This window comes from Roseococcus sp. GW821-FHT12F05 (assembly GCF_058806835.1).
This window is the reverse complement of sequence record NZ_JBXAQB010000001.1, coordinates 905,577-932,508: the sequence shown is the minus strand read 5'-3', so window position 1 is coordinate 932,508 and position 26,932 is coordinate 905,577. Positions and strand designations below refer to the sequence as shown.

23 protein-coding genes are annotated in these 26,932 nt (G+C 67.0%); 10 read left to right on the top strand and 13 right to left on the bottom strand.

Annotation, left to right across the window (positions count from 1 at the left end; translation table 11 throughout):
* Window positions 1-33 precede the first annotated feature (33 nt).
* A complete protein-coding gene (gene proA / locus AC1ROY_RS04705) occupies window positions 34-5,901 on the top strand; it encodes an anti-phage protein ProA (protein WP_493147421.1) in 5,868 nt (1,955 codons plus the stop codon).
* Between the two features lie 169 nt (window positions 5,902-6,070).
* Here proA and AC1ROY_RS04700 read toward each other — a convergent pair whose 3' ends face one another.
* On the bottom strand, window positions 6,071-6,634 hold the full coding sequence (locus AC1ROY_RS04700) for a BPSL0067 family protein (RefSeq protein WP_493147420.1): 564 nt from the start codon (window positions 6,632-6,634) through the stop codon (window positions 6,071-6,073).
* A 451-nt stretch (window positions 6,635-7,085) separates the two neighbouring features.
* Here AC1ROY_RS04700 and AC1ROY_RS04695 point away from each other — a divergent pair, with 451 nt between their 5' ends.
* Window positions 7,086-8,966, top strand: coding sequence for a caspase family protein (locus AC1ROY_RS04695; protein WP_493147419.1), 1,881 nt, complete (start codon window positions 7,086-7,088; stop codon window positions 8,964-8,966).
* Window positions 8,967-9,394: 428 nt separating this feature from the next.
* Here the strand turns inward: AC1ROY_RS04695 and AC1ROY_RS04690 are convergent, their stop codons facing one another.
* Window positions 9,395-10,741 carry a tyrosine-type recombinase/integrase gene (locus AC1ROY_RS04690; RefSeq protein ID WP_493147418.1) on the bottom strand — a complete coding sequence of 449 codons (1,347 nt, stop codon included), beginning with the start codon at window positions 10,739-10,741 and terminating at the stop codon, window positions 9,395-9,397.
* 139 nt (window positions 10,742-10,880) lie between these two features.
* Between AC1ROY_RS04690 and AC1ROY_RS04685 the strand changes: the two genes are divergently transcribed.
* From AC1ROY_RS04685 to ureG, 7 genes are read left to right on the top strand one after another with little or no spacing between them, the layout of a single operon-like run.
* Complete coding sequence (locus tag AC1ROY_RS04685) at window positions 10,881-11,693, top strand: urease accessory protein UreD (RefSeq protein WP_493147417.1); 813 nt, start codon at window positions 10,881-10,883, stop codon at window positions 11,691-11,693.
* 24 nt (window positions 11,694-11,717) lie between these two features.
* Complete coding sequence (locus AC1ROY_RS04680) at window positions 11,718-12,020, top strand: urease subunit gamma (protein ID WP_493147416.1); 303 nt, start codon at window positions 11,718-11,720, stop codon at window positions 12,018-12,020.
* Between the two features lie 9 nt (window positions 12,021-12,029).
* A complete protein-coding gene (locus tag AC1ROY_RS04675) occupies window positions 12,030-12,335 on the top strand; it encodes an urease subunit beta (protein ID WP_493147415.1) in 306 nt (101 codons plus the stop codon).
* Window positions 12,335-14,044, top strand: a complete 1,710-nt coding sequence (gene ureC, locus AC1ROY_RS04670; RefSeq protein WP_493147414.1) for an urease subunit alpha — start codon at window positions 12,335-12,337, stop codon at window positions 14,042-14,044. The genes AC1ROY_RS04675 and ureC overlap by 1 nt, the downstream gene beginning before the upstream one ends.
* A gap of 14 nt (window positions 14,045-14,058) precedes the next feature.
* A complete protein-coding gene (locus AC1ROY_RS04665; protein WP_493147413.1) occupies window positions 14,059-14,604 on the top strand; it encodes an urease accessory protein UreE C-terminal domain-containing protein in 546 nt (181 codons plus the stop codon).
* The gene (locus AC1ROY_RS04660; protein ID WP_493147412.1) at window positions 14,567-15,268 is read left to right on the top strand and encodes an urease accessory protein UreF; all 702 of its coding nucleotides are present in this window, start codon (window positions 14,567-14,569) and stop codon (window positions 15,266-15,268) included. The genes AC1ROY_RS04665 and AC1ROY_RS04660 overlap by 38 nt, the downstream gene beginning before the upstream one ends.
* Complete coding sequence (gene ureG, locus AC1ROY_RS04655) at window positions 15,265-15,900, top strand: urease accessory protein UreG (protein ID WP_493147411.1); 636 nt, start codon at window positions 15,265-15,267, stop codon at window positions 15,898-15,900. Before AC1ROY_RS04660 ends, ureG begins: the two co-directional genes overlap by 4 nt.
* On the opposite strand, the gene AC1ROY_RS04650 is transcribed toward ureG, so the two are convergent.
* The 9 genes from AC1ROY_RS04650 to AC1ROY_RS04610 form a co-directional block, all read right to left on the bottom strand.
* Window positions 15,890-17,224 carry an MFS transporter gene (locus tag AC1ROY_RS04650; protein ID WP_493147410.1) on the bottom strand — a complete coding sequence of 445 codons (1,335 nt, stop codon included), beginning with the start codon at window positions 17,222-17,224 and terminating at the stop codon, window positions 15,890-15,892. The genes ureG and AC1ROY_RS04650 overlap by 11 nt on opposite strands.
* A gap of 87 nt (window positions 17,225-17,311) precedes the next feature.
* A complete protein-coding gene (locus AC1ROY_RS04645) occupies window positions 17,312-17,920 on the bottom strand; it encodes a nitrile hydratase subunit alpha (RefSeq protein ID WP_493147409.1) in 609 nt (202 codons plus the stop codon).
* Window position 17,921: 1 nt separating this feature from the next.
* Window positions 17,922-18,233, bottom strand: a complete 312-nt coding sequence (locus AC1ROY_RS04640) for an SH3-like domain-containing protein (RefSeq protein WP_493147408.1) — start codon at window positions 18,231-18,233, stop codon at window positions 17,922-17,924.
* Window positions 18,230-18,532 carry a nitrile hydratase gene (locus AC1ROY_RS04635; protein ID WP_493147407.1) on the bottom strand — a complete coding sequence of 101 codons (303 nt, stop codon included), beginning with the start codon at window positions 18,530-18,532 and terminating at the stop codon, window positions 18,230-18,232. Before AC1ROY_RS04635 ends, AC1ROY_RS04640 begins: the two co-directional genes overlap by 4 nt.
* A gap of 42 nt (window positions 18,533-18,574) precedes the next feature.
* A complete protein-coding gene (locus AC1ROY_RS04630; RefSeq protein WP_493147406.1) occupies window positions 18,575-20,335 on the bottom strand; it encodes a polysaccharide biosynthesis/export family protein in 1,761 nt (586 codons plus the stop codon).
* Window positions 20,325-21,608 carry a KpsE/RkpR family capsule polysaccharide export protein gene (locus AC1ROY_RS04625; protein ID WP_493147405.1) on the bottom strand — a complete coding sequence of 428 codons (1,284 nt, stop codon included), beginning with the start codon at window positions 21,606-21,608 and terminating at the stop codon, window positions 20,325-20,327. Before AC1ROY_RS04625 ends, AC1ROY_RS04630 begins: the two co-directional genes overlap by 11 nt.
* Complete coding sequence (locus AC1ROY_RS04620) at window positions 21,565-22,212, bottom strand: ABC transporter ATP-binding protein (protein WP_493147404.1); 648 nt, start codon at window positions 22,210-22,212, stop codon at window positions 21,565-21,567. Before AC1ROY_RS04620 ends, AC1ROY_RS04625 begins: the two co-directional genes overlap by 44 nt.
* 6 nt (window positions 22,213-22,218) lie before the next feature.
* A complete protein-coding gene (locus tag AC1ROY_RS04615; RefSeq protein WP_493147403.1) occupies window positions 22,219-23,031 on the bottom strand; it encodes an ABC transporter permease in 813 nt (270 codons plus the stop codon).
* Entirely contained in the window at window positions 23,031-23,330 is a 300-nt protein-coding gene (locus AC1ROY_RS04610; protein ID WP_493147402.1) for an RT0821/Lpp0805 family surface protein, read from the bottom strand. The genes AC1ROY_RS04615 and AC1ROY_RS04610 overlap by 1 nt, the downstream gene beginning before the upstream one ends.
* A 228-nt stretch (window positions 23,331-23,558) precedes the next feature.
* Between AC1ROY_RS04610 and AC1ROY_RS04605 the strand changes: the two genes are divergently transcribed.
* Entirely contained in the window at window positions 23,559-24,329 is a 771-nt protein-coding gene (locus tag AC1ROY_RS04605; RefSeq protein WP_493147401.1) for an SDR family NAD(P)-dependent oxidoreductase, read from the top strand.
* A 46-nt stretch (window positions 24,330-24,375) separates the two neighbouring features.
* Here AC1ROY_RS04605 and AC1ROY_RS04600 read toward each other — a convergent pair whose 3' ends face one another.
* Complete coding sequence (locus tag AC1ROY_RS04600) at window positions 24,376-25,719, bottom strand: tetratricopeptide repeat protein (protein ID WP_493147400.1); 1,344 nt, start codon at window positions 25,717-25,719, stop codon at window positions 24,376-24,378.
* A gap of 2 nt (window positions 25,720-25,721) precedes the next feature.
* Entirely contained in the window at window positions 25,722-26,840 is a 1,119-nt protein-coding gene (locus AC1ROY_RS04595; RefSeq protein ID WP_493147399.1) for a CaiB/BaiF CoA transferase family protein, read from the bottom strand.
* Window positions 26,841-26,932: the final 92 nt, after the last annotated feature.

Genomic DNA, 26,932 nt, shown 5'->3' with positions numbered 1-26,932 from the left:
TGGAGCAGTGTTTTGGAAGCTGAGGCATCGGTATTGAGCGCCGCTGAGGCGGCTGCCCGCTTCGCCGTAAGCGGCGACATCGTGGCCCGCATTTCTTTTGCCACCCATCAATGCGACTTGCCGATTGTCGCGGCTCTGATCGTCCGAAACGGCAGCGATGATCTTCTGGAAGGCCTGACGCTGCGTCTAAGCGTGGAGCCCCCTGTATTCGCGCCACGTATCTGGTCAATCGATCGCATTGACGCACGCTCGGAGACGAGGATCCGGGATCGTCGTGTGCACTTGGCAGGAGGCCTGCTGGATGGCCTAACGGAGCGGGTGCGCGCGGACCTGTCGCTTGAACTCCTGATCGGCGACGAGCTTCTGGCTCGTCAGGACACTTCAATTTATGCGCTCGCCCGCAATGAATGGGGTGGCTCGAATGCCATGCCGGAACTTCTGGCTGCCTTCGTGATGCCGAACGATCCGGCTGTGTCACGCCTGCTGAAGGAAGGTTCACGCGCCCTCGAAGCGAGTGGGAGGCACGGCGCGCTTGATGGGTATCAAAGACGATCCAGAACCCGCGTCTGGGAGTTGCTCGCGGCCATTTGGGCCGCGGTCTGCGCACGGCGGCTCAGCTATTCCGAACCCCCGGCAAGTTTCGAGACGGCCGGCCAGAAGGTGCGCACGCCTTCCGACATCGAGGCGCAGGGGCTCGCGACCTGCCTTGATACGTCCCTGCTCTTCGCCGCCGCCGCCGAGCAGATGGGCTTGAATCCCATCATCGTCTTCACGCGCGGGCACGCTTTTTGTGGGGTTTGGCTTCAGCCGCAGACACTCCCCACCCCAACCGTCGACGACGCGTCGGAATTTCGGAAAGCGGTAGACCAGAAGGAGCTCGTCTTGTTCGAGACGACGCTCGCGACCGGCTCGAGGCCCGCGACTTTCGCAAAGGCGGCCGCCGAGGCGCGGAGACGGATTGCCGAGGAGCGGGAAGCCGAGTTCGTCTACGCGCTCGACGTGAAGCAGGCGCGAGGACGCGGCATTCACCCCCTGGCGCAGCAGGGCAGTACCACTTCCGCGGCCGAGCTGCAGGAGCCCGGCGTGGCCGTCGTGGAAGCGCCGCCGGAGCTTCCGGGCTTTGACCTCGGCATCGGCGAGAGCCGGCCACCTGAAACGCCCGCCGAACGCGTCGATCTCTGGATGCGGAAGCTGCTCGACCTGACCCGGCGCAACCGTCTGCTGAACCTCCGCCCTTCGGCGACGGCAATCCCGCTCTTCTGTCCCGACCCGGCCGCGCTGGAGGACCGAATCGCGGAGGGGCGACGCATCGCGATCATTCCGCCAACCGAGCGGCGTTCGGAGGACAGCGTTCCCGACGCCGAGCTGCGGCTGCTACAGACTGGCGATGATCTTGCCGAGCAGATTGCACGCGATGCGCTGCAGCGCGATCAGGTCATCGCCAATGTGGATTCCAAGACGCTCGAGCGTGGGGTTCTTGAGCTCTTCCGCAAGGCGAAATCGGACCTTCAGGAGGGGGGATCGAACACGCTGTTCTTGGCGCTTGGCTCGCTCAGGTGGCGTCCCATCGGGGAGACCGCCAGAAGCTACCGCGCGCCGTTGATCCTCCTTCCGGTGCGGCTGGAGCGCAGGAGTGCGGCATCGAAGCCCTATCTGGCCAGCCATGAGGACGACGCTGTCTTCAACCTGACGCTGATCGAGATGCTGCGGCAGGAATTCGCGATCCCCTTGCAGGAACTCTCGGGAGACCTTCCGACGGACGACAGGGGCGTCGACGTGCGCAAGGTGTGGAGCCTGGTCAGGTCGCGCATCCGCGACACGCCGGGCTTCGAAGTGATGGAGGAGGTGACGCTCAGCACCTTCTCCTTCGCGAAATATCTCATGTGGAAGGACCTGGCTGACCGGAGCGAGGCCCTCAAGGGTTCGCCCTTCGTCCGTCACCTAATCGAGACCCCGCGGGAGCCTTATCAGGGTGGCGCGTCGTTCCTGGCCACGAGCGAGATCGACGACCGTGTCGACCCTGCGGAACTCTTCGCGCCGCTGAACGCCGACAGCTCCCAGATCGTAGCCATTCACGCCTCGGCCAGCGAAGGCGACTTCGTGCTGGAGGGGCCGCCGGGCACCGGCAAGTCCGAGACCATCGGCAACATTATCGCCCACAACCTCGCCTGTGGCCGAAAGGTGCTGTTCGTGTCTGAGAAGATGGCAGCACTGGAGGTTGTGCACCGGCGGCTCCAGCAGCGCGGTCTCGGTGCGTTCTGCCTGGAGCTGCACTCCAGCAAGGCCAGCAAGCGCGCCGTGCTGGAGCAGTTGGGCGCGGCCTGGAACAGCGCCGGTGAGCGCACCGCTATCGAATGGGCGAAGAAGGCCGAGGCCCTGCGCGAAGTGCGTACGCAGCTCAACGGCCTCGTCCGCGCGCTCCACTCGCCGGGGCCCGCGGGCATCAGTCCGCGCGACGCAATCGGGCGGGCAGCACGCTGGTCCGATATCCATCCGGTCGCCTTGGACTGGGGCCCTGACCTCGCGCGTTCTGACCGAGCGCCTACGCCCAAAGCGCTGGAGGCACTGATCGACTGCTCTCGGCGGCTCGGTCTCGCTTTCGGCCAGATTACGACCGAAGATCGGACGGTCTTTGCTGGGATCGGGCAGGCCGAGTGGTCCTACGCGTGGACGACACGCGTGCTCGAATCTGCCCAGGCCTTTACCCGGACGCTCGGCGCCATGCGGCGAACGCGAGCCGATTTCGCCGCCCGCACTGGGCTCGATTACGATGACGGACTGGCGTCCACCATGGCGCTCGGCCTGCTGGCCGAGGTTCTCTCGCGCTGTGCCTCTGTCGACGTGGGCTTCGCGCTGGGCGCAGATGGCAAAGTAGGGTTGGAAGCGATCGAAGCGTCCGTCCGTGCACTGAAGGATTACCGTTCGGCCGTACAGGCGCTGCCGGCGCCAGCGACCGATGCGGCGCTCGCATCCGCCCCCGTCGCCGCCTGGATGCAGCTGCGCGCGGCAGCGACGGCGCGCAGTTGGTTGTTTCGCGGCCGAGCGCTGAAGCATCTGCGCCGCGGGATCGAGGCTCAGCTGGGCTGGCCGCAGTCAGAATCGACGGAGGCGGCGATCGAGGCCCTAGCCGCGGCACAGGCGCGGGCATCGGAGGCGAGGAAAGTACTGGCCGGGATGCCGACGAGCGTTCCCGCACATGGCCTCGATACGGATCCGGCTCGCCTGGCCCTAGTGGCTGAAGCCGGCGCGGAGGCGCGCGCAGCGCTGCTTGCGCTAGCCGGAAACGGCGGCGATCTCGTCGCGCTGCGCGAGCGACTCCGGCGCCTTCTGTCCGAAGGGCGTGAGCTGCTCGAACCGGGCATGGCGATCCCGTCTGCCGCCATGGCCTTCCGAGCGGCCGTCGGCCCATTCCTCGACGCTCTCGGGACCCTCCGGGTAGAGGCAGCGCTGGCGGAGGACGCAACCCCGGGCGATGCGGAGCGGGTTGCCGCTGCCTTGTCCGATCGGACAGCCCGGCTCAACTTCTGGTGCACCTGGATCGCCGCGCGGCGCGCGGCAGAACACGCCGGCCTCGGCCGCCTGATCGAGGCGCTGGAGGCTGGCTCGGTCGCTTCGGACCGGGCCGCCGAGGCCTTTCGTACCGCTTATTGCCGCTGGGCGGCGCCGTTGATGATCGATCAGCGGCCGGAGCTGCGTGGCTTCTCAGCGGTCGCCCACGAAGCGCTTATCCAGACGTTTCGCGCCCTTGATAGTGAGCTTGCCGACATTACCGCTGGTTATGTCCGCGCAACACTATCCCAGGCGATCCCGCGCAAGGATTCGCCGGTGACGCCGGCGGGGCTCGGCGTGCTGTCACGCGAGCTGCAGAAGAAGGCGCGCCACAAGCCCGTTCGCCAGCTCGTCTCCGAGATGCGCGACAGCCTTCTGAGCCTGTCACCCTGCCTGATGATGAGCCCGCTGTCGGTAGCGCAGTTCCTGCCCGCAGATCAGTCGATGTTTGACCTCGTGGTGTTCGACGAGGCGTCGCAAATCACAGTCCCCGACGCTATCGGCGCCATTGCGCGGGGTAGGCGGGTGATCGTGGTCGGCGATCCCAAGCAGATGCCGCCCACCAGCTTCTTCGACAAGGCGGCTGGCGACGAAGAGGGGGATGGCGACGCGCAGGACCTCGAGAGCATCCTCGATGAGGCGCTCGCCGGGCGCGCGCCGCATCACCGCCTGGTCGGTCACTACCGGAGCCGGCACGAGAGCCTGATCGCCTTCTCTAACCACGCCTATTACGACGCATCGCTGGTGACCTATCCTGCGGCCGATACGCGCGAGAGCGCCGTCAGCTTGCGTCGGGTGGAAGGCGTCTATGCCAAGGGCAAATCGCGCACAAACCCAATCGAGGCTCAGGCTCTGATCGCCGAGCTGGTCCGCAGGTTGCGAGACCCAGGGGAGGCAGGAAAGTCCATCGGCGTTGTGACGCTCAACAGCGAGCAGCAGCGGCTAATCGAGGACTTGCTCGATGCGGAACGTCGTGCCGATCCGGACCTAGAGCGTTTCTTCGGCGAGGGCGCGGCTGAGCCCGTATTCGTCAAGAATCTGGAGACGGTGCAAGGCGATCAACGCGACGTGATTCTGATCAGCATCGGCTACGGACCGACCGAGCCTGGTGCGCGGACCATGTCGATGAACTTCGGCCCGCTGAACCGGCAGGGCGGCGAGCGCCGCCTGAACGTCGCCATCACACGCGCCACCAGCGAGGTGATGATTTTCGCGAGCTTCGGGCCGGAAATGATTGACCTTACGCGTAGCTCGGCTCGCGCGGTCCAGGAGCTGAAGCACTATCTAGACTTCGCCGAGCGCGGCCCACGGGCTCTCGGCGCTTCCGTGACGGCGACAGCCGGCCTGTACGGCTACGACAGCGACTTTGAAATGGCAGTGGCCGATGGCCTGCGCCGACACGGCTGGGAGGTGCGCACGCAGGTGGGCGTATCGAAATTCCGCATTGATCTGGGGATAGTGCATCCCGATACGCCAGGTCGTTTCCTCGCCGGCATCGAGTGCGATGGGGCGACATACCATTCCTCGCCCTCGGCGCGCGACCGCGACCGGGTTCGGCACGTCATCCTAGAACAGCTAGGCTGGCACCTTTTGCGGTTGTGGTCGACTGATTGGTTCCTCGATCCCACAGCATGTCTTGTTCGGCTCGACGGCCAGTTGCATGCACTACTGGACGCCAACCGTGCGATGGCAGAGGCGGTAGCCCCGAAGGCGGATCTGCCTGCGGATGTGGTTGAACCTCGCGAGGAGCCCGGGGCGGAGATCATCGTCGTACGGGAGGCGTATGGCGATGCTCCTGCCCTTTCGACACGTATGCCCGCTGAATCGGTGCTCGTCAGTGCAGTTCGGGCTGGGGGGATCATCTCGATGGAGGAAGTCCCAGCGCCCGATCCCGCCAGGTTCTACGACCCGGAATACGCCCCCGTGCTCGCGGCCATGATCGCCCCGATCATCGCATCGGAGGCACCGGTGATGCTACGCCGCCTCGCGCGGCTAGTAGCGAGACGGCACAGCTTCCAAAGAACCGGACGGGAAATTGTCCGGGTCGTGCGCGATGTGGCGACAGAGTTGGGGCATATCGCCATTGCTGGCGATGGCGAGGAGACGGTCTGGATCGCGGGCGCAGTTGAAGCGTCAATCGTTCCATTCCGCGGTCGTGCTATTTGCGGGGAGCCGCGCCCGTGGGCGGAAACGCCTTATCCGGAAAAGCTCGGCTTTGCAAAGGCCTTCCAGGCTCAGCCTGATGCAATACGTGCCATGGCCGAGGCTCTTGGTCTTGGAAGGCTAACGGGTTCTACTCGGGAGGAACTTGAAGGGCTTCTAGCCGCGGCCCTTGAAGGGGATACGAAATAGAGAGACCGAGAACACGCCGCCGCGACCGGTGTACGGCCGCGCATGCCGCTCCCGAATGAGGATCTGCGCCACGTCGCGCCCCTGCCGATCGCACCACGGCAAGCAACCGGTCGTGGCGATCCCGGCCGTGTGGCTCCAGAATGGTGCACGAGGCTGAGAGTATGCGACGTCATTTCTTTTCGGGGTCGCACAATGTGACGGTCCACCACTCCCGTCTCTCGATCTTTTCCTCGTGCTTAATTGCTTTTTGTTCTACTTTTGTCTTTTTATGGTGCCATTGATCAATGATCGCCCAAGAATCTCCGCTGACCGAGACAAAGATCGCGACGTGGTTGCCGTGTTCCTTGCTTTCGTATTTCCCCTGGTTGCTGAAACCGTATCCCACGACGGTTCCCGGCAGGAGTTTAGCGACGTTCGCTTTGGTGACCCGTTCAAGCATGCACCAGCCCGACGAGGGACCGAGCGCCGGCACAACGGCCTTTACAAGTGCTACACATTGACGAGAACCCGCGTCTGGTCCGGTCGAAACGAAACCCGCCTTGTCCGCCATGGCGACAATTTCGTCCGCCGTCTTCGGGCTGATGAAGGGCTTGCCGGGCACGTTCAGTTCCTTGCTCACTGTCTGCTGCTGGACAGATGCGCAGTAGGAAGAGTCAAGCGTGCCCCCGACAGCTTTGAAGCTAAAACCAAAGAACATTCCAGCGCAAATAACGCTGTCCATCGTCCAGCCCATTGTCTTCGCTCCGCGCAAACTCGGCGAGTTCAAGACTATAGCGCCTCGGCACCTTGACGAAGCGAAACCTGTCGCTCTGTCACTTAACAAACTTCCTCCGCATCCTATGGTGCTCCGTCACGGAGCAATACCTGCGGATCAGCGATGTCGTGCTCTGGCAGCGCCGGCTGCCGGGCGCGCGCTCCAGGACCGTGTGATGCCGTGGCAAGCGGACGGAGGGCGGCCGCCCAATAGCGCCCGCCTCACGGAGTCCAAGGCGGCCATGAGGCGCTTGGATCGGATCGGGCCGCGCGTCGGGAACAGACCGACCGCCTCCGTCGCCGCGTCGCGCAGATCATCCAGCATCACGCCGGCCTTCATGTACCGGCCGGCGCGACATCGCTTGCTTGTTTAGGGCAGCCCAGCCTACAGTTTCCATCCAGGTTAGACCCGACAGGCAAAGAAGGTCACAATGCGCCATTCTAGGATTTTGGCGACATTAGATTTTTTGCTACTGACCTTTGCCGTCATTTGGCCAACAACTTCGAGCGCACAAGCATCGAATAGCTTGGATGGCCAATGGTCGATGGTCTTGAGTTGCGGTTCGGCGCAACTGATGGGCGGAAGCCCATTTTCCACCGGGAATCCATTACTCCCTCCAGAACTTGAGCGCACACACACCTTTTCTGTGCAAAATGGCTCCGGTTCGTGGGAAAATAGCCAGAGGAGATGGACTTTCCGAAGCGACGGAACGCGCATTTCGGTTTGGGCCGAAGATACTATGCGCGCATTTACCATAAATTTGTCCGGTAGGTCCGTGGCGTCTACCGAAATTCGCATTTCCGGAGAAGAACTTGATCGGAGTAATATTTCTCTCAGGTTGTGCAGTGCTCGACTCATGTTGAGCAGAAGCGATCCTTCGTTCCGCGGCGTAACACAGCCTTCGGCAACAGCCGTCGAAGGTACGAGCCCCGGCAGCACTCAAGTAGAACCCCGTCAGCGCATGGACACGGATGATTTGACGGCTCGGGCAAGAGAAGAGAGTCAACGTCGCATTGATGTGCAGAGGGAGCTGAGACGGGTGGGTCTGTATCGAGGTCCGTTGAATGGCACGGTCACACCACAGACTCGAACGGCGATTATCGAGTTTCAACGTCGTTCCCAAGTAACCCAGACCGGGCTTGTATCTCAAGAATTGTTAACTTCTCTGCGTAACTCGGCGCCACTGCCCGATCCTCAACGATCAGAGCATTTCGGTCAGTCGGGGACTACGGGCCGACCCGCGTTGTCCGGAGGGGCGCCTGTCTCCGGTAGGCCTCAGACGGCGGTGAACGATCAGCCAAGAGTGAATACCGAACCGACAATAAACCAGACCGCTCAAGGACCTCCCCCGGTAGTGCGGCATAGGCCACACGTTCCATCACTGCCACAGTCGTCGATACAAAATAATCCCGCGAACACCAATCCGATCCGAGTTAATCGAGTTGCGCTGGTAATCGGCAATGGGAATTACAGGTTCAGTTCCTCGCTACGAAATCCAGTTAATGATGCTCGGAGAATGGCTGGCATTATTTCATCTGCGGGCTTCGATGTTGTCACTGGATATGACACTGATCGCGCGACATTGGAATCTTTGATTCGACAGTTTATATCGAAACTGGACGGCACGGCAATTGGGCTGGTTTTTTACGCAGGTCATGGTATACAAGTGAATGGAGATAATTATTTATTGCCTATAGATGCGAAACTTGAAAGAGAAAGTGACTTGGCATTCGAGGCCGTTCCCCTCTCGGCGATACTTCGGGCCATGGAATCTTCCTCTTCTGCGAATATAATATTTTTGGATGCGTGCCGGGATAATCCTCTTGTACGAAGTTTCTCTAGGGCAATGGGGACCAGATCCGCTACAGTTGGTATCGGACTTGCTCCGGTTCAGAGCGGGCTCGGGACCTTGGTGGCCTACGCAACACAGCCCGGTAATGTCGCGCTGGATGGAAATGGCGACAATAGCCCCTTTACCAATGCTCTGGCCGATCACCTGCTTACCCCTGGGTTGGAAGTCGGCTTGATGATGCGGCGGGTGAGAGAAGCGGTAGTTTCAAACACCGGTAGCCGCCAGGTACCTTGGGATCATTCATCTTTGACGGGCGAATTATTTATGGTCCCAGCATCGCAGACGCCGGTCAACTCGGTGACCATAGAAAATCAGAATATTATAGGCAACATAAATGTCGAGGCATTGTTCTGGCAATCTGCCGTATCTGGCGGTCGGCCGTCTGACTTTGAAGCATATCTGGCAGCCTTCCCGAATGGCTTGTTCGCGCCACTCGCACGATCACGCCTAGGCCGCTAATGCACTGATGCAAAAGGCTGATTCACGCACTATTAGGGCGTGACACCGACTGGGGCGCACCTTTACCGGAGCGGTCACCGCCACCGTCCCGGAGCCGCCATCGATCCTGAGCTTCGGGATCGCCCTACCGGGTTTGCGCCTAGCGACACGTCGGCGCGCTTCGCAGTGGGTGTGGCGCTGGGGGCTATCAGAACGCCAAGATCCTGCCCGCCTATGATGCCTATAGTGCCTATGGTTTCCCGGGCGGAGCGGCCGACGTGTGCACCTGTGCGTGTGTCCGATCCTAGCTACGCCCTCTTTGCCCGCTCGGCAGCAGCGGCCCCAGCTCCCGTGCACCACCTCGCCCGAGCCTCTCCATCATCGGCCGCGGCTCCTCGTAGGGAGGGTTTTGGGGATTTTGGGGAACGCTTCCAAATCGAGAAACGCGGTCAGGCTGACGCCACCCTCTTCGCCCGCTCGACATCCAGATCGGCAAGCTGGCTCTTTGGCTCGTTGCCGGCGATAGCTGACGCCAGGATGGCCCCCCAAGCCTCCATCGCCGCCTTCCGTTCTCCCCACCGCTCCGAGCGCTGATAGACGCCCAGCACGCCCCCACGGGTGGCCGTCTGCCTGTGGTTCAGCACCGCGTCCGCGACCGCTTCCGAAAAGCCGGTCTCGCCGAGCGCCGTGGCGAAGGTTCGGCGCAGATCATGCCAAGACCATGCCGAAAAGTCCGCCAGCCTACTCAGCTCGGCGCCGATCTCGCTGAACGTGGTCAGGGCCTTTCCGCTCCTCGGCGCGGGGAACACGAGGCCTGCCCGAGGTTCGCCGGCCCGCTTATGCCGGCGGCGCAGGATTTCGAGCACAAGCACCGGAAGATGGATGCGGTGCGGATCGCCATTCTTCGTCAGCTTGTCCGGCTGGTCCCAGGTCGCCGAGTCCAAGTCGATATGTGACCAATCCATCCTGGCTGCCTCACTGCGCCGGCAGGGCACCACCAACATGAACCGCGCATAATCGCGATGTACGTCCAGATCCATGGCCTCGGCCGCTTTCCAGAGTGCGGCGACTTGGATCGGCAGCAGGAACCGGCTGCGCGCCTGCGCGGCCTTCGGGCGCTTCGCTCTGCTGACGCCAGCGCAGGGGTTCGCCTTCAAATGCCCCTCGTCCAGGCACCAGTCGAGGAAGCGGGCCGTTGCTCCGAAGCGATGAACCGCGCGAGCCTGCTGCGTCCCGCCGGCTCGCAACAGTGTCCGCAGATGAAAGGTCGATATGTCGTCGGCAGGATTGTCGCCCACTCGCATGATCGCGATGGCGGCGCGGAGGTGCGCCAACTCGTTCAATATATAGCGGGCCGATGGCGCGCCGTGTCCGCGAAGCTTTGGCCGCTTGGGCAGATCCTTGGCGTAGAGTTCAACGAGACGCGTTGTCGTAGATGCCCTGCGGGTCGCCTCCGCGGCCTGCTTGGCCTTCTTCTCCGCTGCTGGGTCAGACCCACCCTTTGCGCGTTCCTTCGCCCTATTGGCCTCCATGCGAGCCTGTTCAGGTGAGTGGGTAGCGGGACCACCGATCGTCACGCTCTTGGTCGAGAAGCGCCGTCCGGTCAGAGTGTCCACCCCGCGCGGCTTATAGCTGAAGGTCCACGACATGCTGGTCGAGTTCACCACCAAGGCCAGGCCGCGACACTCGGCGTCCCGGATCACCAGTCGGGCATTCGGCGCGCGGCGGCGCCATGCCCCCTCAATTGTCGTGCGAGTGATCCTTACAGGCCCCTCACTGACTACCTGCAGCCCCATGTCCGGCCCTCCCGACCGGACACTGACCGGACATTCGTGCCGTAGTCAACCGTTTATAGGCGTAGCTTGCCGTCCCTCTACATCCCGCCAAATCCCGGCGTATCCCGCTATGCCCGTCGTTCCTCGTATCTGAACGCGAATGACCGTAAGCGACCAATCTCTGATTCGACATCAGCGGGCGATCGGCGCGGCATCGCTGGAGGTGGCGGCGCAAGGGCTGGCGCGGCTGCACCAGGCGGCGCCGCTGCGCGTGCTCTTCCCGACGCCCGATCCGGGCCAGCCGCTGGAGGCGGTGCTGGTGAATGTCGCCGGAGGACTCGCCGGCGGCGACGCGCTGGAAGCCCGGCTCGCGCTACGGGAGGGCGCGCAGGCGCTCGTGACGACGCCGGCGGCGGAAAAGATCTACCGCAGCCTCGGCGAGAAATCCCGCATCACCGTGCGCCTCGAAGTCGCTGATGGAGCCGTGCTGGAATACCTGCCGCAGGAGGCCATCCTCTTCGACGGCGCCCGCCTCCGCCGCCGGATGGACGCGCAGGTGGCGCCTGGCGGCACCTTGCTGGCGGCGGAATCGGTCGTCCTCGGCCGCATCGCGCGCGGCGAGATCTGGAAAAGCGGTGCCCTGCACGATGCTTGGCGCCTGCACCAGGGCGGCCGCCTTCTCTGGGCCGATGCGCTGGCGCTGGACGCCGCCCGGCGCGACGCGCCCTTCGGCCTGGATGGCGCTGAGGCCCTCGGCATGGTCCTGCTGCTGGCGGAGGATGCCGCCCGCCATCGCGAGCTCGCCCGCGAGCTGACACAGGGCGCGGCCAGCCTCGTCCGCCCCGGCCTGCTGCTGCTGCGCTTCCTCGGCACGGCCGGCGGGGTGCGTGGCGCCATGGCCACGGCGATCATGGAGATGCGCTCGGCGGCGCTCGGACGCCCTAAGTCCCTGCCAAGACTGTGGACGTGCTGAGGCGCCCCGCGCCATGATGCTGCAATGCAACTCACGCCCCGCGAGAAAGACAAGCTGCTCATCGCCATGGCCGCGCAGGTGGCCCGAAGGCGGCTGGAGCGCGGCGTGAAGCTGAACCATCCGGAGGCGATCGCCCTGATCACCGACTTCGTGGTGGAGGGCGCGCGCGACGGCCGTTCCGTGGCCGACCTCATGGCCGCCGGCGGCGAGGTCATCCGGCGCGATCAGGTGATGGAGGGGATCGCGGAGATGATCCACGACATCCAGGTCGAGGCCACCTTCCCGGACGGCACCAAGCTCGTCACCGTCCACAACCCGATCCGATAGGTCAGCCAGATGATCCCCGGCGAAGTCATCTGCCCCGAAGGCGAGATCGAGCTGAACGCGGGCCAGCCCGTGACGGAGCTGGAGGTCGCCAACACCGGCGACCGGCCCATCCAGGTCGGCAGCCACTACCATTTCTTCGAGACCAACGCGGCGCTGTCCTTCGACCGTGAGGCGGCGCGCGGCCAGCGGCTCGACATCGCGGCCGGGACCGCGGTGCGCTTCGAGCCCGGGCAGTCGCGCAAGGTGAAGCTGATCCCGCTGCTGGGGCTGCGCGTGGTCCACGGGTTCCGCGGTCTCGTGGAAGGCGAAGTCTGATGGCCCGCCTCTCCCGCTCCGCCTATGCCGGCATGTACGGCCCCACCGTCGGAGACAAGGTGCGGCTCGCCGACACCGAGCTGTTCATCGAGGTCGAGAAGGACCTGACGATCTATGGCGAGGAGGTGAAGTTCGGCGGCGGCAAGGTGATCCGCGACGGCATGGGCCAGTCGCAGCTCACGCGCGCCCAGGGCTCGGCCGACACGGTCATCACCAATGCGCTGATCCTCGACCATTGGGGCGTGGTGAAGGCCGACGTGGCCCTGCGCGACGGGCTGATCGCCGCCATCGGCAAGGCCGGCAATCCGGACACCCAGCCGGGCGTGGACATCATCATCGGCCCAGGGACCGAAATCATTGCGGGGGAAGGAAAAATCCTGACCGCGGGCGGCATCGACCCGCACATCCACTTCATCTGCCCGCAGCAGATCGAGGAGGCGCTGGCCTCCGGCGTCACCACCATGTTCGGCGGCGGCACCGGCCCCGCGCACGGCACGCTCGCCACCACCTCCACGCCGGGGCCCTGGCACCTCGCGCGCATGATGCAGGCGGCCGAGGCCTTCCCGATGAATCTCGGCTTCCTCGGCAAGGGCAATGCCTCCAAGCCCGACGCGCTGGAGGAGATGATCCGCGCCGGCGCCGCGGGCCTCAAGCTGCACGAGGACTGGGGCACCACCCCCAAGGCCATCGACACCTGCCTCGACGTCGCGGACCGCTTCGACGTGCAGGTCGCCATCCACACCGACACGCTGAACGAATCCGGCTTCGTCGAGGAGACGATCCGCGCCATCGCCGGCCGCTGCATCCAGGCCTTCCACACGGAGGGCGCGGGCGGCGGCCACGCGCCGGATATTCTTCGTCTTGTCGGCGAAGCCAACGTGCTGCCGTCGTCCACCAACCCGACGATGCCCTACACGGTGAACACGGTCGACGAGCATCTCGATATGCTCATGGTCTGCCATCACCTGGACCCGCGCATCGCCGAGGACGTGGCCTTCGCGGAATCGCGCATCCGGCGCGAGACCATCGCCGCCGAGGACATCCTGCACGACATCGGCGCCATCTCGATGATGTCGTCCGACAGCCAGGCCATGGGCCGCGTCGGCGAGGTGATCATCCGCACCTGGCAGACCGCCCACAAGATGAAGGTCCAGCGCGGGCGGCTCCCCGGCGAGACCGGCGACAACGACAACCTCCGCGCCCGCCGCTACATCGCGAAGTACACGATCAACCCAGCGATCTCCCAGGGGATCGCCACGCATGTCGGCAGCGTCGAGGTCGGCAAGATGGCGGACCTCGTGCTGTGGAATCCCGCCTTCTTCGGCGTGAAGCCGGACATGATCCTGAAGGGCGGCAGCATCGCCATGGCGCCGATGGGCGATCCCAACGCCTCCATCCCCACGCCGCAGCCGGTGCACTACCGCCCGATGTTCGGCGCCTTCGGCCGAGCCAACCTGTTCAGCTCCGTGACCTTCACCTCGATCGCGGCCATCGAGGCCGGGATCGACCGCACGCTCGGGCTCACGCGGCCGCTGCTGCCGGTGTTCAACACGCGCGGCGGCATCACCAAGAAGAGCATGGTCCTGAACGATGCCACGCCCGTGATGGAGATCGACGCCGAGACCTACGAGGTCCGCGCCGACGGCGAGCTGCTGATCTGCGAGCCCGCAAAGGTGCTGCCCATGGCGCAGCGCTACTTCCTGTTCTGAGAGGAGGCCACGTGATGCACGACTCCCTCCCACGCGCCACGAAGGTGCTCCCCCCGGGCAGCTTCACGGCCGATGCCGAGGTCATGCTCGACTTCGACGACCGCTTCCGCCGCCGCAAGCGCTACGAGACCGCCGGCGGCATCCCCTTCGTGCTCGACCTCGCCGAGGCGCAGGTGTTGCGCGACGGCGACGGGCTGCTGCTCGACGACGGCCGCGCCGTGCTGGTCCGCGCCGCGGACGAGCCGCTGGTCGAGGTGCGCGCGGCCAGCACGGCGGCGCTGGTCCGCCTCGCCTGGCATCTCGGCAACCGGCATCTGCCGGCGGAGCTCCAGGCCGGCCGCATCCTGATCCGCGAAGACCATGTGATCGAGGCGATGCTGCGCGGGCTGGGCGCGCAGCTCACCCGGGTGCGCGCGCCCTTCAACCCCGAGGGCGGTGCCTATGGCGAGCACAACCGCAGCTCGCACCAGCACCACCATGAACACAGCCATCACGATGGGCATGGCCACGATCATGACCACCATGACGAGAAGCACCTGCACCACCATCATGGTGACTGACGCCGATCTCTTCCGCCTGATGGCCTGGACCTCGCCCGCCTATCCCGTGGGCGGCTTCAGCTACAGCCACGGCATTGAGATGGCGGTAGAGGAAGGGCGCATCCCGGATCGCCATGCGCTGGTGCGCTATGTCGAGGCGGCGCTGCGCCGCGGCGCCGGCCATGTGGACTCGGTGCTCTTCGCCCATGCCCATCGCGCGGCGGACGACACGGCGCTGGACGAGGTCGCCGAACTCGCCGCCGCCTGGCGCGGAACGGCGGAAACGGCGCTGGAATCCACGCAGCAGGGCGGCAGCTTCGCCAGCGTGACGGCGGCCGTCTGGCCAGACGCGCGCTTTGCCGCTTTCGCGAAGCGGCATCGCGGGCGGCTCGCGCATGCGGTCGCCTTCGGCGCGGCGGCGGGGATGGCAGGAATTCCATTGCGGCCCGCGCTGCTCGCCTATCTGCAGGGCTTTGCTGCCAACTTGGTCAGCGCCGGCGTGCGGCTGGTCCCTCTCGGCCAGACGAACGGGCAGCACGCGACATCAGCGCTTTTGCCCATCGTCGCGGAATGCGCGACCATCGCGGAGACCGCATCGCTCGACGATCTCGGCACCGCGGTCCCCCTGCTCGACATGCTCTCCATGCGTCACGAAACCCAGTACACGAGGCTCTTCAGATCATGAGCACAGGTCCCTTCCGTGTCGGCGTCGGCGGCCCCGTGGGCTCGGGCAAGACGGCACTGGTCGAGCGGCTCTGCCGCCTGCTCCGCCGCACGCACGACATCGCCGCCATCACCAACGACATCTACACCAAGGAGGATGCCGAGTTCCTCACCCGCGCCGGCGCGCTGGAGCCCGAGCGCATCATGGGCGTGGAGACCGGCGGCTGCCCGCACACGGCCATCCGCGAGGATGCCTCCATCAACCTCGCCGCCGTGGACGAGATGGCCGAGCGCTTCCCAAAGCTGGAGATTCTCTTCATCGAGAGCGGCGGCGACAACCTGGCCGCCACCTTCAGCCCCGAGCTCGCGGACCTCACGATCTACGTCATCGACGTCTCGGCCGGCGACAAGATCCCGCGCAAGGGCGGGCCCGGCATCACGCGGTCGGACATGCTGGCGATCAACAAGATCGACCTGGCGCCGCTGGTCGGCGCGGACCTCTCCGTCATGGACCGGGACGCGCGGCGCATGCGCGGCGCGCGGCCCTTCATCTTCTCCAACCTGAAGATCGACCTGGGCGTGGCCGAGATCGCGGACTTCATCCTGGCTCAGGGCGGGCTGGCCTCGCGCGAATCGCGCCTCGCTACCGCCTAGACAGGCTCGCGACCCCGGACATCACCGCCAGCACCGAGCCGCACAGGAAGGCCAGCCAGGGCCCGGCGAGCGTGAAGCAGGCCGCCGCCACGGTCGCCCCGAAGGCCTGGCCCAGCACCCGTGCCGTGGATTGCAGCCCGCCGGCCCCGCCGGCCCGCGCGCGCGGCGCGTTGATCACGATCGCCCGGTTGTTGGGCGCCTGGAAGAAGCCGAAGCCGATGCCGGCCAGCAGCAACGCCGGGCAGATCAGCTCCGGCCGTTCCGGCGGCAGGAAAGCCAGCAGCACCATCGCGACCGCCAGCGTCCCGCCGCCGATGGCGCAGGGAATCGCCGAAGGCAGCCGGTCCGACAGCCGCCCCGCGATGGGCGCTAGCAGGCCGATCGCGATCGGGTAGGGCGTGATGATCAGCCCGATCTGCACCGGCGTGAATCCCGCCGAGGAGAGATGGAAGGGCATGTTGATCGCGACCAGGATATGCACCGCGAACATGCAGGTGGAGGCGATCACCGCGAGGCGGATGGAGCGCACCCGCAGCAGGTCGAGCGGCAGCAGCGGCGTGGAGCGCGACATCTCGCGCCAGACCAGCGCCGCGCCGCAGGCGATGCCCGAGGCCAGCAGCAGCACGCCGACGGCCGGCCGGTGCAGCAGCAGGTCGAGCCCGAGGAAGGCGAGCCCGAAGGCCGCGACGTTGAGCCCGGCCGAAAGGAAATCGAAAAGCCGATGCTGCCGCGGCACGTCCGGCAGGTGCCGCACGCCGAAGACCAGCACGGCCACACCGATCGGCACATGGGCCGCGAAGACGAAGGGCCAGGGCGCCACCGCCAGCACCGCCGCGCCGATCGAAGGCCCCGCGGCCGAGCAGATCGCCACCGTCATCGCATTGTTGCCGATGGCGCGGCCGAGCTGGTTCGTTGGATAGCTATGGCGGATGAGCCCGGAGAGCAGGCTCATCACCGCCGCGGCGCCGAAGCCCTGTATCACGCGCGCCGCCAGCAGCAGGCCGAAATCCGGCGCCAGGGCCGAGCCCAGCGCGCCGAGGCTGAACATCGCGAGGCCGAAGCCCCAGACGCGCTTGAACCCCAGGATCTCGCCCAGCGCGGAGAAGGGGATCAGCATGCCGACGACGGTGATCTGGAAGGCGTTGACCACCCAGACCGCCTCGGCCGGCGTCAACCCGAGCGAGCGCGCAGCAGAGGGCAGCGCGATGTTGACCATGCTGGCGTCGAGCACCGCGATGGCGATGCCCGCCGCCAGGCAGATGGTGGCATAGGTCCGGCGCGGTTGCGGCAGGCCGTCGGGCTCGGCCCTCGCGGCTTCGGACATGTCAGTCCCTGGTCCGGTTTCGATGACCGTCGTTCGCACGCCGAAAGCGCAACGAAAAGACCCGGGCCGTCACGCCAGCCCTGCGGATCACGCGGCGCGCGACGCCTTTCGGCCGGCATCCGGCAGCGAGACGCCGACCAGGTGGTCGCGCGTGACGAGGGCGGTGAGCTGGTCCTCGCTCCAGCCCTCGGTGCCCTCGGGGCGCAGTGGCAGGACCATCCAGCGGAAGTCCGCCGTGCTGTCCACGACGCGCACCTGGATGCCCGCCGGCAGCACCGTGCCGAACTCGGCCAGCACCGCCCGCGGCTCGCGCACGGCGCGGCTGCGGTAGGCGGAGGATTTGTACCAGTGCGGCGGGTAGCCGATGATCGCACGCGGGTAGCAGCTGCAGAGCGTGCAGACCACGAGATGATGAACGCTCGCCGTGTCCTCGAGCACGCCCAGCGGCGGATTGCCGCGCATGGAGATTCCCATCGCCTCGGCGGCCGCCGTGCCGTCGCGCAGCAGCAGGGCGCGCCACTCCGGGTCGATCCAGGCCCGCGCCACCATGCGGGCGCCGGTCATGGGATTGGCACGGTCGGCGGAGGCCTGCTTCTGGGCGATCTCCTCGTCGCTGACGATCCCGCGGCGCTTCAGCGCGGCTTCCAGTTTCTCCAGCAGCGCGAGGCTTTCGGCGCGGGGCGGTTGGGTGGCCATGTCACGCTTCCTCCAGCCAGTGTTCGAAGAGCTCGATCAGCAGGGTGTCGCCTTCCTGGCCCTCGCCCCAGACGGGCTGCTGCTCGAACAGCACGTGGTAGAGCACGCGCGGCTCGGCCGGCCGGTTGAAGGCGATGTCCTCGGGATTGGGGAAGGTGCCGAGCACGCGCTCGACGCGGCCCATCCGGCCGCGCACGTAATGCGGCGTCCGCAGATGCATGCGCGCCACCCGCTCGGGCTTCGAATCCTTCACGCGCACCGCCTGGCCGGTGGAGAAGCGCGCCGTCCCGGTCTCTCCGACGCCGAGGCTCACTGGAGCTCCTCCCAGGTGACGGCGCCTTTGGCGATCATCACGGCCGCGACGGCCCGCAGCCATTTCTCATAATAGGTGAGATCGAAATATTCGGGCTCGGGCAGGCTCTCGATGTTGAAGCGCTGCTCGTCGGTGGTGATCAGGCCCTTGTCGCGCAGGACGGCGCGCAGCGCGTCCACCCGCTTGCCGAAATCATCCGGCGGCGCGTTCTCGTCCGTCTCGACGGGCGTGCAGCGGAAGCGCGGATTCCCGCCGAGGTCGTGCTGCGCCGGGAAGGGCGCGAGGTTGGGCGTGTCCATGCGGTGAGGTTAGGCCGCAAGGACACGCCGCCGCAACAGCGGCTAGTTGGTGAAGACCCGCGCCGCCAGGGCCGCCTGGAACAGCACCTGCATGATGTCCGTCGCGAGCTGAAGGTAGCGCCCGTCCAACCGAGGCAGCGCGATCACCTCGTCTCCCGGCCGCAGCGGCGCGTTCGGGTCGAGCACCACCTCGCCCGAAGCCCGGCGGATCATGATGTTGCTCAGGCTGCCGCGGGCCGTCAGGCCGCCGGCCTCGCCCACGAGCCGCTCGACCGTGATTCCCGGACGCCAGACGATAGCCCGCGGCGAGCCGATCTCGCCCGCCACCAGCACCGTGTCGCGCCGCTCGGGGATGACGATGGTGTCGCCGTCCAGCAGGCGCACGCCGGAGCAACGGCCGTCGCTGAAGACCACGACCCGGCCTTCCGGCTGGATACGTCGCGCACGCTGCAGGTAGGTCGAGACCATCTGCGCCTCGGCGGAGCGGATGGCAGCCACGCCCGCGGTGGGCGAGACCGTGAGGAAGAGGGCGCGCTCCAGCCGGTCGGCCGCCTCGTTCAGCGAGCGCGTCTGCTGTGCGGCGACGCTCGGTCGCAGCAGGTAGATGCTGGACGTGTCGGCGAGCACCGGATCGACAGCGATGTAGTCCAGCATCTCGCAGAGCTGCGTGTCGCGATCGACCACGAGCACCGAGGGTCCGATCCGGCTGCCTTCCACCGACACCTGGACCGTCTGCGCGGGCCGGTCCGTGATGAAGGTCACCACGTCCTGGTCGCCCAGCGTGACGCCGGGGAGCTCGGACAGACCCACGTAGCGCGAGTAGGGCCGGCCGCCCCGGCTGCCCTGGATGATGGCGTTGGTGGCGCTGGGGAGCGGGCGGGAATACTCGACGATCTCGCGCCCGCTCATCACCCGGTTCGGCACCTCGAACAGGAAGTTGTTGCGCACGGCTCCGCCCGCGCCCACCAGCGCGCGCTGGCGGCCGACAACGAGGGTGTCGCCTTCCTGCAAGCGAACGACCGGAAGGCGCCCGTCCAGCAGGAAGCTGTAGAGATCCACGTTGACGACCTGCCGGCCGCCGCGCAGGACCGAGATCTCCCGATAGCTGCCGCGCGAGGCATCGACGCCGCCCGCCCGGACCAGGAAGTCCAGCACGCTGTCCGCCGCGCTGCCGGCGAAGCGGCCAGGGGTCCGCACGAAGCCCGTCACGAAGACGCCGATGCGTTGGGTCGACAGCACGACCGAATAGACCTGGACCTGCTGGTTGTAGACGCGGCCCACCTCGGTCTGGACCTTGGTCTGCAGATCGCCGGACCGCGTGCCGGCCAGCGAGATCGGCCCGATATTCGGCAGGAAGAAATTGCCCGAGGGGTCGACGACGCCGTTGGCCTCGGAGTCCACCGCGCCCCAGACCCGAACCGAGACCCTGTCGCCGGGTGCCAAGATATAGTTGGGGTTGGGCGCGTCGGAGGTGATGTCCGCGCCCCGCGTGAACAACGCCGCCCCGAAGACGGCGGTGGGAGCCCCGGCCGGCCGGGACGTCTCGCCGAGCGGGGTCACGACGGTCGCGCCCGCCTCCGCCTCGGTGGTCGAGCCGAGGCGACTCGTGCCGGGGTCGCCGGGGCTGGAGCCCGAGGTTGCCGCCCCCGCCCCCCCGCCGCCGGCAGCGCCCGCATTGAAGGACGGAATGGCCTGCCTGTTGGTGAAGAGGGAGCTCATGCCCAGCAGATTCTGCGCATGGGCACCGCTGCCCGTCATGAGGAGGGTCGCCAGGGCGATCCGGATCAGCCTGTCAGCGCGCATGTTCCCTCATACCGGCCAGCATCAACCAGGCCAGACCATACAGGAGACTCAGGGAAAGAAATACATAGAGCGTCGCCCAGTAGGGCAGGGGGAAGAGCGACCGCTCCGCCAGGTTGGGCTCGACCACCCGCAGCAGGAAGATCTGCTGCCGCTGGGCGTCGCCGGCCGCGCGGTCGGAGGTCACCCGGGCCGCGGAGAGCTGCTGCGTCGCCAGGTCCACCTCCGCCTGCAGGCGCGTATAGGTCGCGAGCTGCTCGGTGACGCCCGTTCCGGCAGCGGCAAGCCGCCGCCGCTCCTCGGCCGCCTGGGCCTCGAGCGCTTCGACGCGGTTTCGGATGTTCTGAACCTGCGGGCTGTTGGGCCGCGTGAAAGCAAGAAGGGTCTGCATGTCGCTGCGCGCCCTGGCGGCATCGGCTTCGAGCTGGCCGATCGTGCCCACGGCGATGTTCGACGATTGCCCCGGATCGAGCGATTGCGAGGTCTGGCGGAACAGGGTCATCGCCGTCTGCGCGTTCACCAGCCGCTCCTCGGCGCGCTGGAGCTCGTTGCGCGAGGCGCGCAGCGCCTCCTCGCGGACGTTGAAGTTCATCTCGTTCACCAACTCCTCGCCCAGCCCCAGCAGCCGGCGGGAAATCTCCTGGCTGTCCGACGGCCTGAAGGTCCAGACGCGGAGGTCGGTGATCAGCGTGGAGGCGTCGATGTCGGCGGTGATCTGCCATCGGTAGAACATGCGCAGCCGCTCCGCCGTCGGCTGCGCCCACCAGAGGCGGAAGACAGGGTCCGCGAAGGAGGGGCGGAAGACCTCCAGCAGGTCGATCTGCTCGCGCACCCGGCGAATGGCGTCGTAGGAGAGGAGGAAGTCCTTCACCGCGGCGATGTTCTCGGGCGAGGTGATGAAGCCGGCGGAGCCCAGGACCTCGCCGCCGACCGTGTTGTTCGCCGCGCGTGGCATCTGCGAACGCACGGTGAAGCGGGATTCGCTCAGGTATTGCGGGGTTGCGACGAAGAACAGGTAGAGGCCGGCCAGCAAGGTCGGGAGCAGCACCCAGCAGGTATAGGGATGCTCGCGCATCCAGTCGCCCAAGGTGCGCCGGCGGCGCATCCCTTCGCCGATCGAGCCCAGCAGCGGGCGCTCCCGCGGCCGCTCGCGCAGCGCCGAGGGCCGCTCCCGCAGGGCGGTCGGCCGCGCGGCGGCGACCTGGCTGGGCGGCGTCGCGACGGCGGGCCGGCTAGAGGTGCTGGTATTCGGTGAAAGCCTGGTCCAGATCTTCATGGAATTTGAGCCTTCCATCGCTCAGGATCGCAGCATGGGTGCAGAGCGAGCGCACCGTCTCGATATGATGCGACACCAGGATCAGAGCGCTCCGCCCGCGCCGCGAGAGCAGCGACTGGCGGCACCGCTCCGCGAAACGCGCATCGCCCGCAGCGATGACCTCGTCGATCAGATAGCAGTCGAAATCCACCGCCATGGAGAGCGCGAAGATGAGGCGCGCCCGCATGCCGGCCGAATAGGTCTTCACCGGCTGCCGGAACTGGTCGCCGATCTCGGAATATTCCTGGACGAAGCTCTCCACCCAGTCGATGCGCCGGTCGTAGAGCCGCGCGATGAAGCGGGCATTGTCCGCGCCCGAGAGCGCGCTGTGCACCGCCCCGTCGTAGCCCATGGGCCAGGAAATGCTCATCCGGCGCCGGATCCTGCCGGAGGTCGGGTGCTCCACCCCCGCCATGATCTTGATGAGCGTGCTCTTGCCCGATCCGTTGCGGCCGAGGATGCCCACCGCGTCTCCCGGCCAGAAGGTCGCATCCACGCCCTTCAGCACCTCGCGGGTGACGCCGTTGCGCGTGAAGCTCTTGCGGACGCCGATCAGTTCCAGCATCGCGCCTCACGACTCGAAATGCGGTTTGGCCGCCTTGAGCGCGCAGAGGCCCAGGAAATTCAGGCAGAAGATCCAGAGCAGCACGTAGTTGATGCTATAGTGATATGGCACGCCCAATCCGAACTGTCCCTCACGCGTGAATTCCATGATGTGGATCAGCGGCACCCAGAGCAGCACCTCCTGATAGGGCCCAGGCATCCACCAGATCATATAGAACATGCCTGAGAATGGTAGGATCAAATATGTGAAAGGATGGATCAAGCGGTCCACCAGCTGCGATCCCATGGCCGTGGCCGAGAGCGCCAGCAGGGCCGTGCCATGGGCGACCCCGAACATCATCAGGACGCCGGCCGCCATCTGCAGCGGATCCTTGGGCCATTCGCCCTCGAACAGGCCGATCAGGACGGAGAAGACGGCCACGCAGATCATCACCGCCGCCGTGTCCAGCAGGCTGCGGGCCAGCATCACCGCCTCGACCGTCACCCTGGAATGATAGAACAGCTGGAAATTGGCCTCGATTCCGCCCGGCGAGCGGTTCACCAGCGTGCGGTAGAGATAGAACACGATGTAGCCGATGACGAAGAAGCTGAACTTGTTCAGCCCGCCCGGCATGTTGGAATCGCCGCCCGCGAGGGCCTTCCAGAGCGCAACGCCCACGCCGAGCATCGCCGGCTCCACGAAGAGCCATATGTAGCCGAGGTTCTCCCGCCCGAAGCGCGTATGGATCTCGCGCAGGATGAGGGCACCGATGACCCGTCCCCGCGCCCGGATGGCATGGAACAGGCTGACCTCATGCGGGATGTACCGCATGGAGCTCATCAGCGGAGCGACCCACGCAGCAGGGGGCGCGACGAGGCGAAGGTGCCGTCGGGCCTGCGGCAGGCCACCGCCACGCGCTCGTTGCTGCCGGAGCCGAGCGCGATCTCGCGGCACTCCCGGCCGCTCGCGGCATTGTAGGAGCGGGTGAGGCGCGCCGGCTGCCCGTTCACGATCCCGGTCTGCCCGGGCGAGGCCGAGGCCGCGAAATCCCCGAGCGGGTCCGCGCCGCGCGGCAAGGACGCCACCTGCGCCGCCGGATCCGCGATCGGGCCGGAGCCGGGCGAGGACAAGCTCGGCATCTCCATTCCGCATCCGGCCAAGGCTGCCGGGAGAAGGATCAACATCATCCGCATCAGACCCGTCAAAGGCGGAACCCCTCTTCGCTCTGCGGGCCCGGCCGAACGGGACCCACCCCCGCCGCTCTTCTATCGTGTCTGCCGCGCAGCAACAAATCATTGTCAAACGCGGGTATTAACCGCTTTCGTGCCGTGGGATCCCTTTCCGACCAGAACCTCACCGGACCGGCCATGAAGCACCGCGCCATCCTCGTCACCGGCGCCTCGCGGGGGCTCGGGGCCGCGCTGGCGCGGCGCTTCGCGGCGCCCGGCGTCACGCTGCACCTTGTCGCGCGTGATCCGGCCGGCCTGGCCCGGACGGCGGAGGCCTGCGCCGCCCGAGGGGCCGCGGCCCATATCGCCGCGCTCGACGTGCGGGAGGCCGGGCCGCTGGCCGCGCAGATCCTGGCCTGGGACGACGCGACGCCGCTCGATCTCGTCATCGCCAATGCCGGCGTGACCGGCGGCACGCCTGATGGCGGCGGGCTGGAGGGCTGGGCCAGCGCCGACCGGGTGCTCGGGGTGAACCTGCTGGGCACCGTGAACACCGTGGCGCCGCTGCTGCCGCGGCTGGTCGCGCGGCGGGCGGGGCGGCTCGCCTTCATCGCCTCCGTCGCGGCCTTCCGCGGGCTGCCGGACAGCCCGGCCTATTGCGCCTCCAAGGCGGGAATCTGGGCCTATGGCGAGAGCCTGCGCGCCCGGCTGCTCTCGGAGGGCGTCGGCGTCACGGTCTGCGCGCCCAGCTTTTTCACGAGCGACATGAGCAGGAAGTTCAGTGGCCGCCACCCCTTCGAGCTGAGCGTGGAGGCGATGGCGGAACGGCTGGCCCGCGCCATCGAGGCGGGACGCGGGCGCGCCATCGTCCCGCGCCGGATGGGCTGGCCGCTGCGGCTGCTGGAGCTGCTGCCCTCGCGTTGGGCGGACATCGCCACCCGCCGCTTCCGCTTCACCATCGCGGACTGACGCCGAGGGGGCGATTCACGGCTTCAGCGATCCCCCCGATCGGGCCTTAACGATAGGCCCGCGCCGCCTTGGCATAGCCCACGCGCCGCTCGGGCGGCGTGGGCCAGCGGCCGGCCACGCGCTCCAGCAGCAACTGCGCGTCCGAGGCCATTCCCGCCTCCACCGCGCAGTCGAGGAAGAGCTGCTCCAGCACGTCCTGCTGCGCGTGGCTGCCGCCGAGCTCGTAGAGCCCACCGATCGCCGGACGCATCGCCCTGACAGCCTCGGCATATTGCCCCCGGGCCCGGAGCAGCAGCGCCTCGCAGCACGGCACCGCGGCGTCCCGGACGATGCGGGCGTTCTCGCCGGTGTTGGCGCGGCCGTAGTCGCGCATCGCCTCCAGCATCCGTTCCGCCGCGTCGAGGCGGCCGTCGGCGGTCAGCGCCATCATCCAGTGCGGCAGGGTGAAGGCGGAGAGGCAGTCGCCGATGCGGCCCTCCGCCTTGTCCGCCAGCTCCAGCCAGCGCTCGCCCACGTCGACGCCCTGGCGCTCCAGCCGGAAGAGCATGGAGGCGGCGTTCTGGCAGTCGATATAGAGGTCCGGCTGCATCTGGGTGATCGGGCTGTCCAGGTCGCGGAAGCCGGTGTCGTAGAGCCGCAGCACCTCGTCGAACTCGCCGCGCTCCATGTGGAACATGGCCTGGTGCCAGGAGAGGTGGTGCAGCAGGTTGTTGCCGCCCGCGAAGTTCTGCGAGAGCCCGGTGATCCAGCCGATCCCCTCGGCGCGGCGGCCCTGCATCTCCAGCACATGGGCCACGGCATGCGCGGCCCAGAGGTCGGCGGGGTCGCGGCGGATGGCCTCGCGGCCGGCGGCTTCGGCAACGACCAGGCTGCCGCATTCCTCATGGGCGAAGGCGCGGCAGGCGAGGATGGAGCCATAACCGGGCACCTCGCCGTCCCAGTGCGGCAAAGCGCGCTCGACCGAGGCCATCATCTCCGGCGCCTTGCCCATCCAGAAGGCGGCGAAGTGGTGCAGGCGGAAGGCGAGGATGTCGCGCGGGTGCTCGGCGAGGAGGTCCTCCCAGATGGCGATGGCGCGGTCCTGCCCGCCCTCGGCCCAGGCGCCGAGGGCGGACATGTGCATCTGCTCGCGCGGATTGCCGCCGAGGGCCCGCGCCTGGTCCAGCGCGGCCTTGGCGGCGGGGACATGCGCCGATTTGTAGGCCAGCATGGCGAAGGCCGCCTTCATGGCGTGCAGCATCGGCGCCTCGCCGTCGAGCTTCAGCGCGGCCTTGAGGCGCAGGGGCGTGTCGGCGCGGTATTTGAGAAAGCCCTCGATGGTGTGGTCGAAGGCGCGCGCGGCCTCCTCGGAGGCGAAGGTGGCGCGGTTGCCCTGGGCGTCGTGGGCCATGGTCAGACTCCGAATTCGGCGAGGACGGCATCGGTATCCTGCCCGAGCGCCGGCGCGGGCGGCTCCCAGGCGCCGAGGCCTGGGATGGCCGGGAAGGGCAGCGGCCCGAGTCCCGGCTGCTGCAGGATCGGCGCGGCCTGGATGGCCTGGACATGCGCCTCCGCCAGGTATTCCAGCGGCGTGTTCACCCGGTCGCAGAGCAGCCGCGCGGCCTGCAGCAGCACAAGCCATTCGGATGAGGTCTTCGTGAGGAAGACCTCGCGCAGGATGGCGACCAGGGCGGGCTTGTTGGCGAAGCGGGTGGGAAAATCGGCGAAGCGCGGGTCCTGCGGCAGGTCCGGACGGCCGATCACGTCGCAGAGCGTCACCCATTCGGTCTCGCGCACCAGGGCGAACATGACGGAGACGCCGTCCTTCGCCGGATAGGCGCCGGCCGGCGTGTTCACCTCGTCCGGCATGCGGCCGAGCAGGCCGGATTCCGCGATGGGCAGCACCAGCATCGAGGCGGCGCCCTGCATCAGCGAGATGTCGAGGTGCCGGCGCTTCGGCGGCGCGCCGGAAGCGCGGTCGCGCGCCTGCTCGGCCAGCGCGGCCTGGCAGGCGGCGAAGGCGGAGAGGCCGGTGAAGACGTCCACGATCTGCGTGCCCACCCGATGCGGCAGCCCGTCCATGCCCGGATTGATCGCGACCACACCGCAATAGGCCTGGGCCACGCTGTCGGTGCAGGGGCGCTCGCTGTGCGGGCCCTGCTGGCCGAAGCCGGAGACGGAGATGCAGACGGCATCCGGCTTCGCGCTTTCCGGCCCCAGGCCGATGCGCCGGGCGACGCCGGGCCGGAAGGCCTCGATGAGCACGTCGGCCCTGGCGGCCAGCTTCGCCGTCCTCGCGCGATCTGCCTCGTCCGTCAGATCCAGCACGATGGCGCGCTTGCCGCGGTTGAAGGCGGTGTGCATGACGCTGTGACTCTCCGCCCGCGTGCTCAGCCCGCGCGACCAGTCGCCCTTGGGCGGCTCGAGCTTCACGACATCGGCGCCGCATTGCGCCAGCAGCATCCCGCAATACGGCCCCGCGATGCCCTGCGCGGCGTCGAGCACGAATAGTCCCTCGTAGGGCTTCAGCATTGCTTCCTCCTGATGGGCGGCATCATCGCGGAAAAAACCGGCGGGGCGAAGGGCACCTGGTTTCCGTGGACGTCATATTCATGAAATGGCAT

Coding starts and splice junctions, on each gene's coding strand:
- AC1ROY_RS04675 (WP_493147415.1), top strand. CDS start 12,030: ATGATCCCCGGCGAAGTCATCTGCCCCGAAGGCGAGATCGAGCTGAAC.
- AC1ROY_RS04650 (WP_493147410.1), bottom strand. CDS start 17,224: ATGTCCGAAGCCGCGAGGGCCGAGCCCGACGGCCTGCCGCAACCGCGC.
- AC1ROY_RS04660 (WP_493147412.1), top strand. CDS start 14,567: ATGACGAGAAGCACCTGCACCACCATCATGGTGACTGACGCCGATCTC.
- AC1ROY_RS04685 (WP_493147417.1), top strand. CDS start 10,881: ATGACCGTAAGCGACCAATCTCTGATTCGACATCAGCGGGCGATCGGC.
- AC1ROY_RS04600 (WP_493147400.1), bottom strand. CDS start 25,719: ATGGCCCACGACGCCCAGGGCAACCGCGCCACCTTCGCCTCCGAGGAG.
- AC1ROY_RS04635 (WP_493147407.1), bottom strand. CDS start 18,532: ATGGACACGCCCAACCTCGCGCCCTTCCCGGCGCAGCACGACCTCGGC.
- AC1ROY_RS04630 (WP_493147406.1), bottom strand. CDS start 20,335: ATGCGCGCTGACAGGCTGATCCGGATCGCCCTGGCGACCCTCCTCATG.
- AC1ROY_RS04690 (WP_493147418.1), bottom strand. CDS start 10,741: ATGGGGCTGCAGGTAGTCAGTGAGGGGCCTGTAAGGATCACTCGCACG.
- AC1ROY_RS04645 (WP_493147409.1), bottom strand. CDS start 17,920: ATGGCCACCCAACCGCCCCGCGCCGAAAGCCTCGCGCTGCTGGAGAAA.
- AC1ROY_RS04665 (WP_493147413.1), top strand. CDS start 14,059: ATGCACGACTCCCTCCCACGCGCCACGAAGGTGCTCCCCCCGGGCAGC.
- AC1ROY_RS04695 (WP_493147419.1), top strand. CDS start 7,086: ATGCGCCATTCTAGGATTTTGGCGACATTAGATTTTTTGCTACTGACC.
- AC1ROY_RS04615 (WP_493147403.1), bottom strand. CDS start 23,031: ATGAGCTCCATGCGGTACATCCCGCATGAGGTCAGCCTGTTCCATGCC.
- AC1ROY_RS04680 (WP_493147416.1), top strand. CDS start 11,718: ATGCAACTCACGCCCCGCGAGAAAGACAAGCTGCTCATCGCCATGGCC.
- ureG (WP_493147411.1), top strand. CDS start 15,265: ATGAGCACAGGTCCCTTCCGTGTCGGCGTCGGCGGCCCCGTGGGCTCG.
- ureC (WP_493147414.1), top strand. CDS start 12,335: ATGGCCCGCCTCTCCCGCTCCGCCTATGCCGGCATGTACGGCCCCACC.
- AC1ROY_RS04610 (WP_493147402.1), bottom strand. CDS start 23,330: ATGCCGAGCTTGTCCTCGCCCGGCTCCGGCCCGATCGCGGATCCGGCG.
- AC1ROY_RS04700 (WP_493147420.1), bottom strand. CDS start 6,634: ATGGGCTGGACGATGGACAGCGTTATTTGCGCTGGAATGTTCTTTGGT.
- AC1ROY_RS04605 (WP_493147401.1), top strand. CDS start 23,559: ATGAAGCACCGCGCCATCCTCGTCACCGGCGCCTCGCGGGGGCTCGGG.
- AC1ROY_RS04595 (WP_493147399.1), bottom strand. CDS start 26,840: ATGCTGAAGCCCTACGAGGGACTATTCGTGCTCGACGCCGCGCAGGGC.
- AC1ROY_RS04625 (WP_493147405.1), bottom strand. CDS start 21,608: ATGAAGATCTGGACCAGGCTTTCACCGAATACCAGCACCTCTAGCCGG.
- AC1ROY_RS04620 (WP_493147404.1), bottom strand. CDS start 22,212: ATGCTGGAACTGATCGGCGTCCGCAAGAGCTTCACGCGCAACGGCGTC.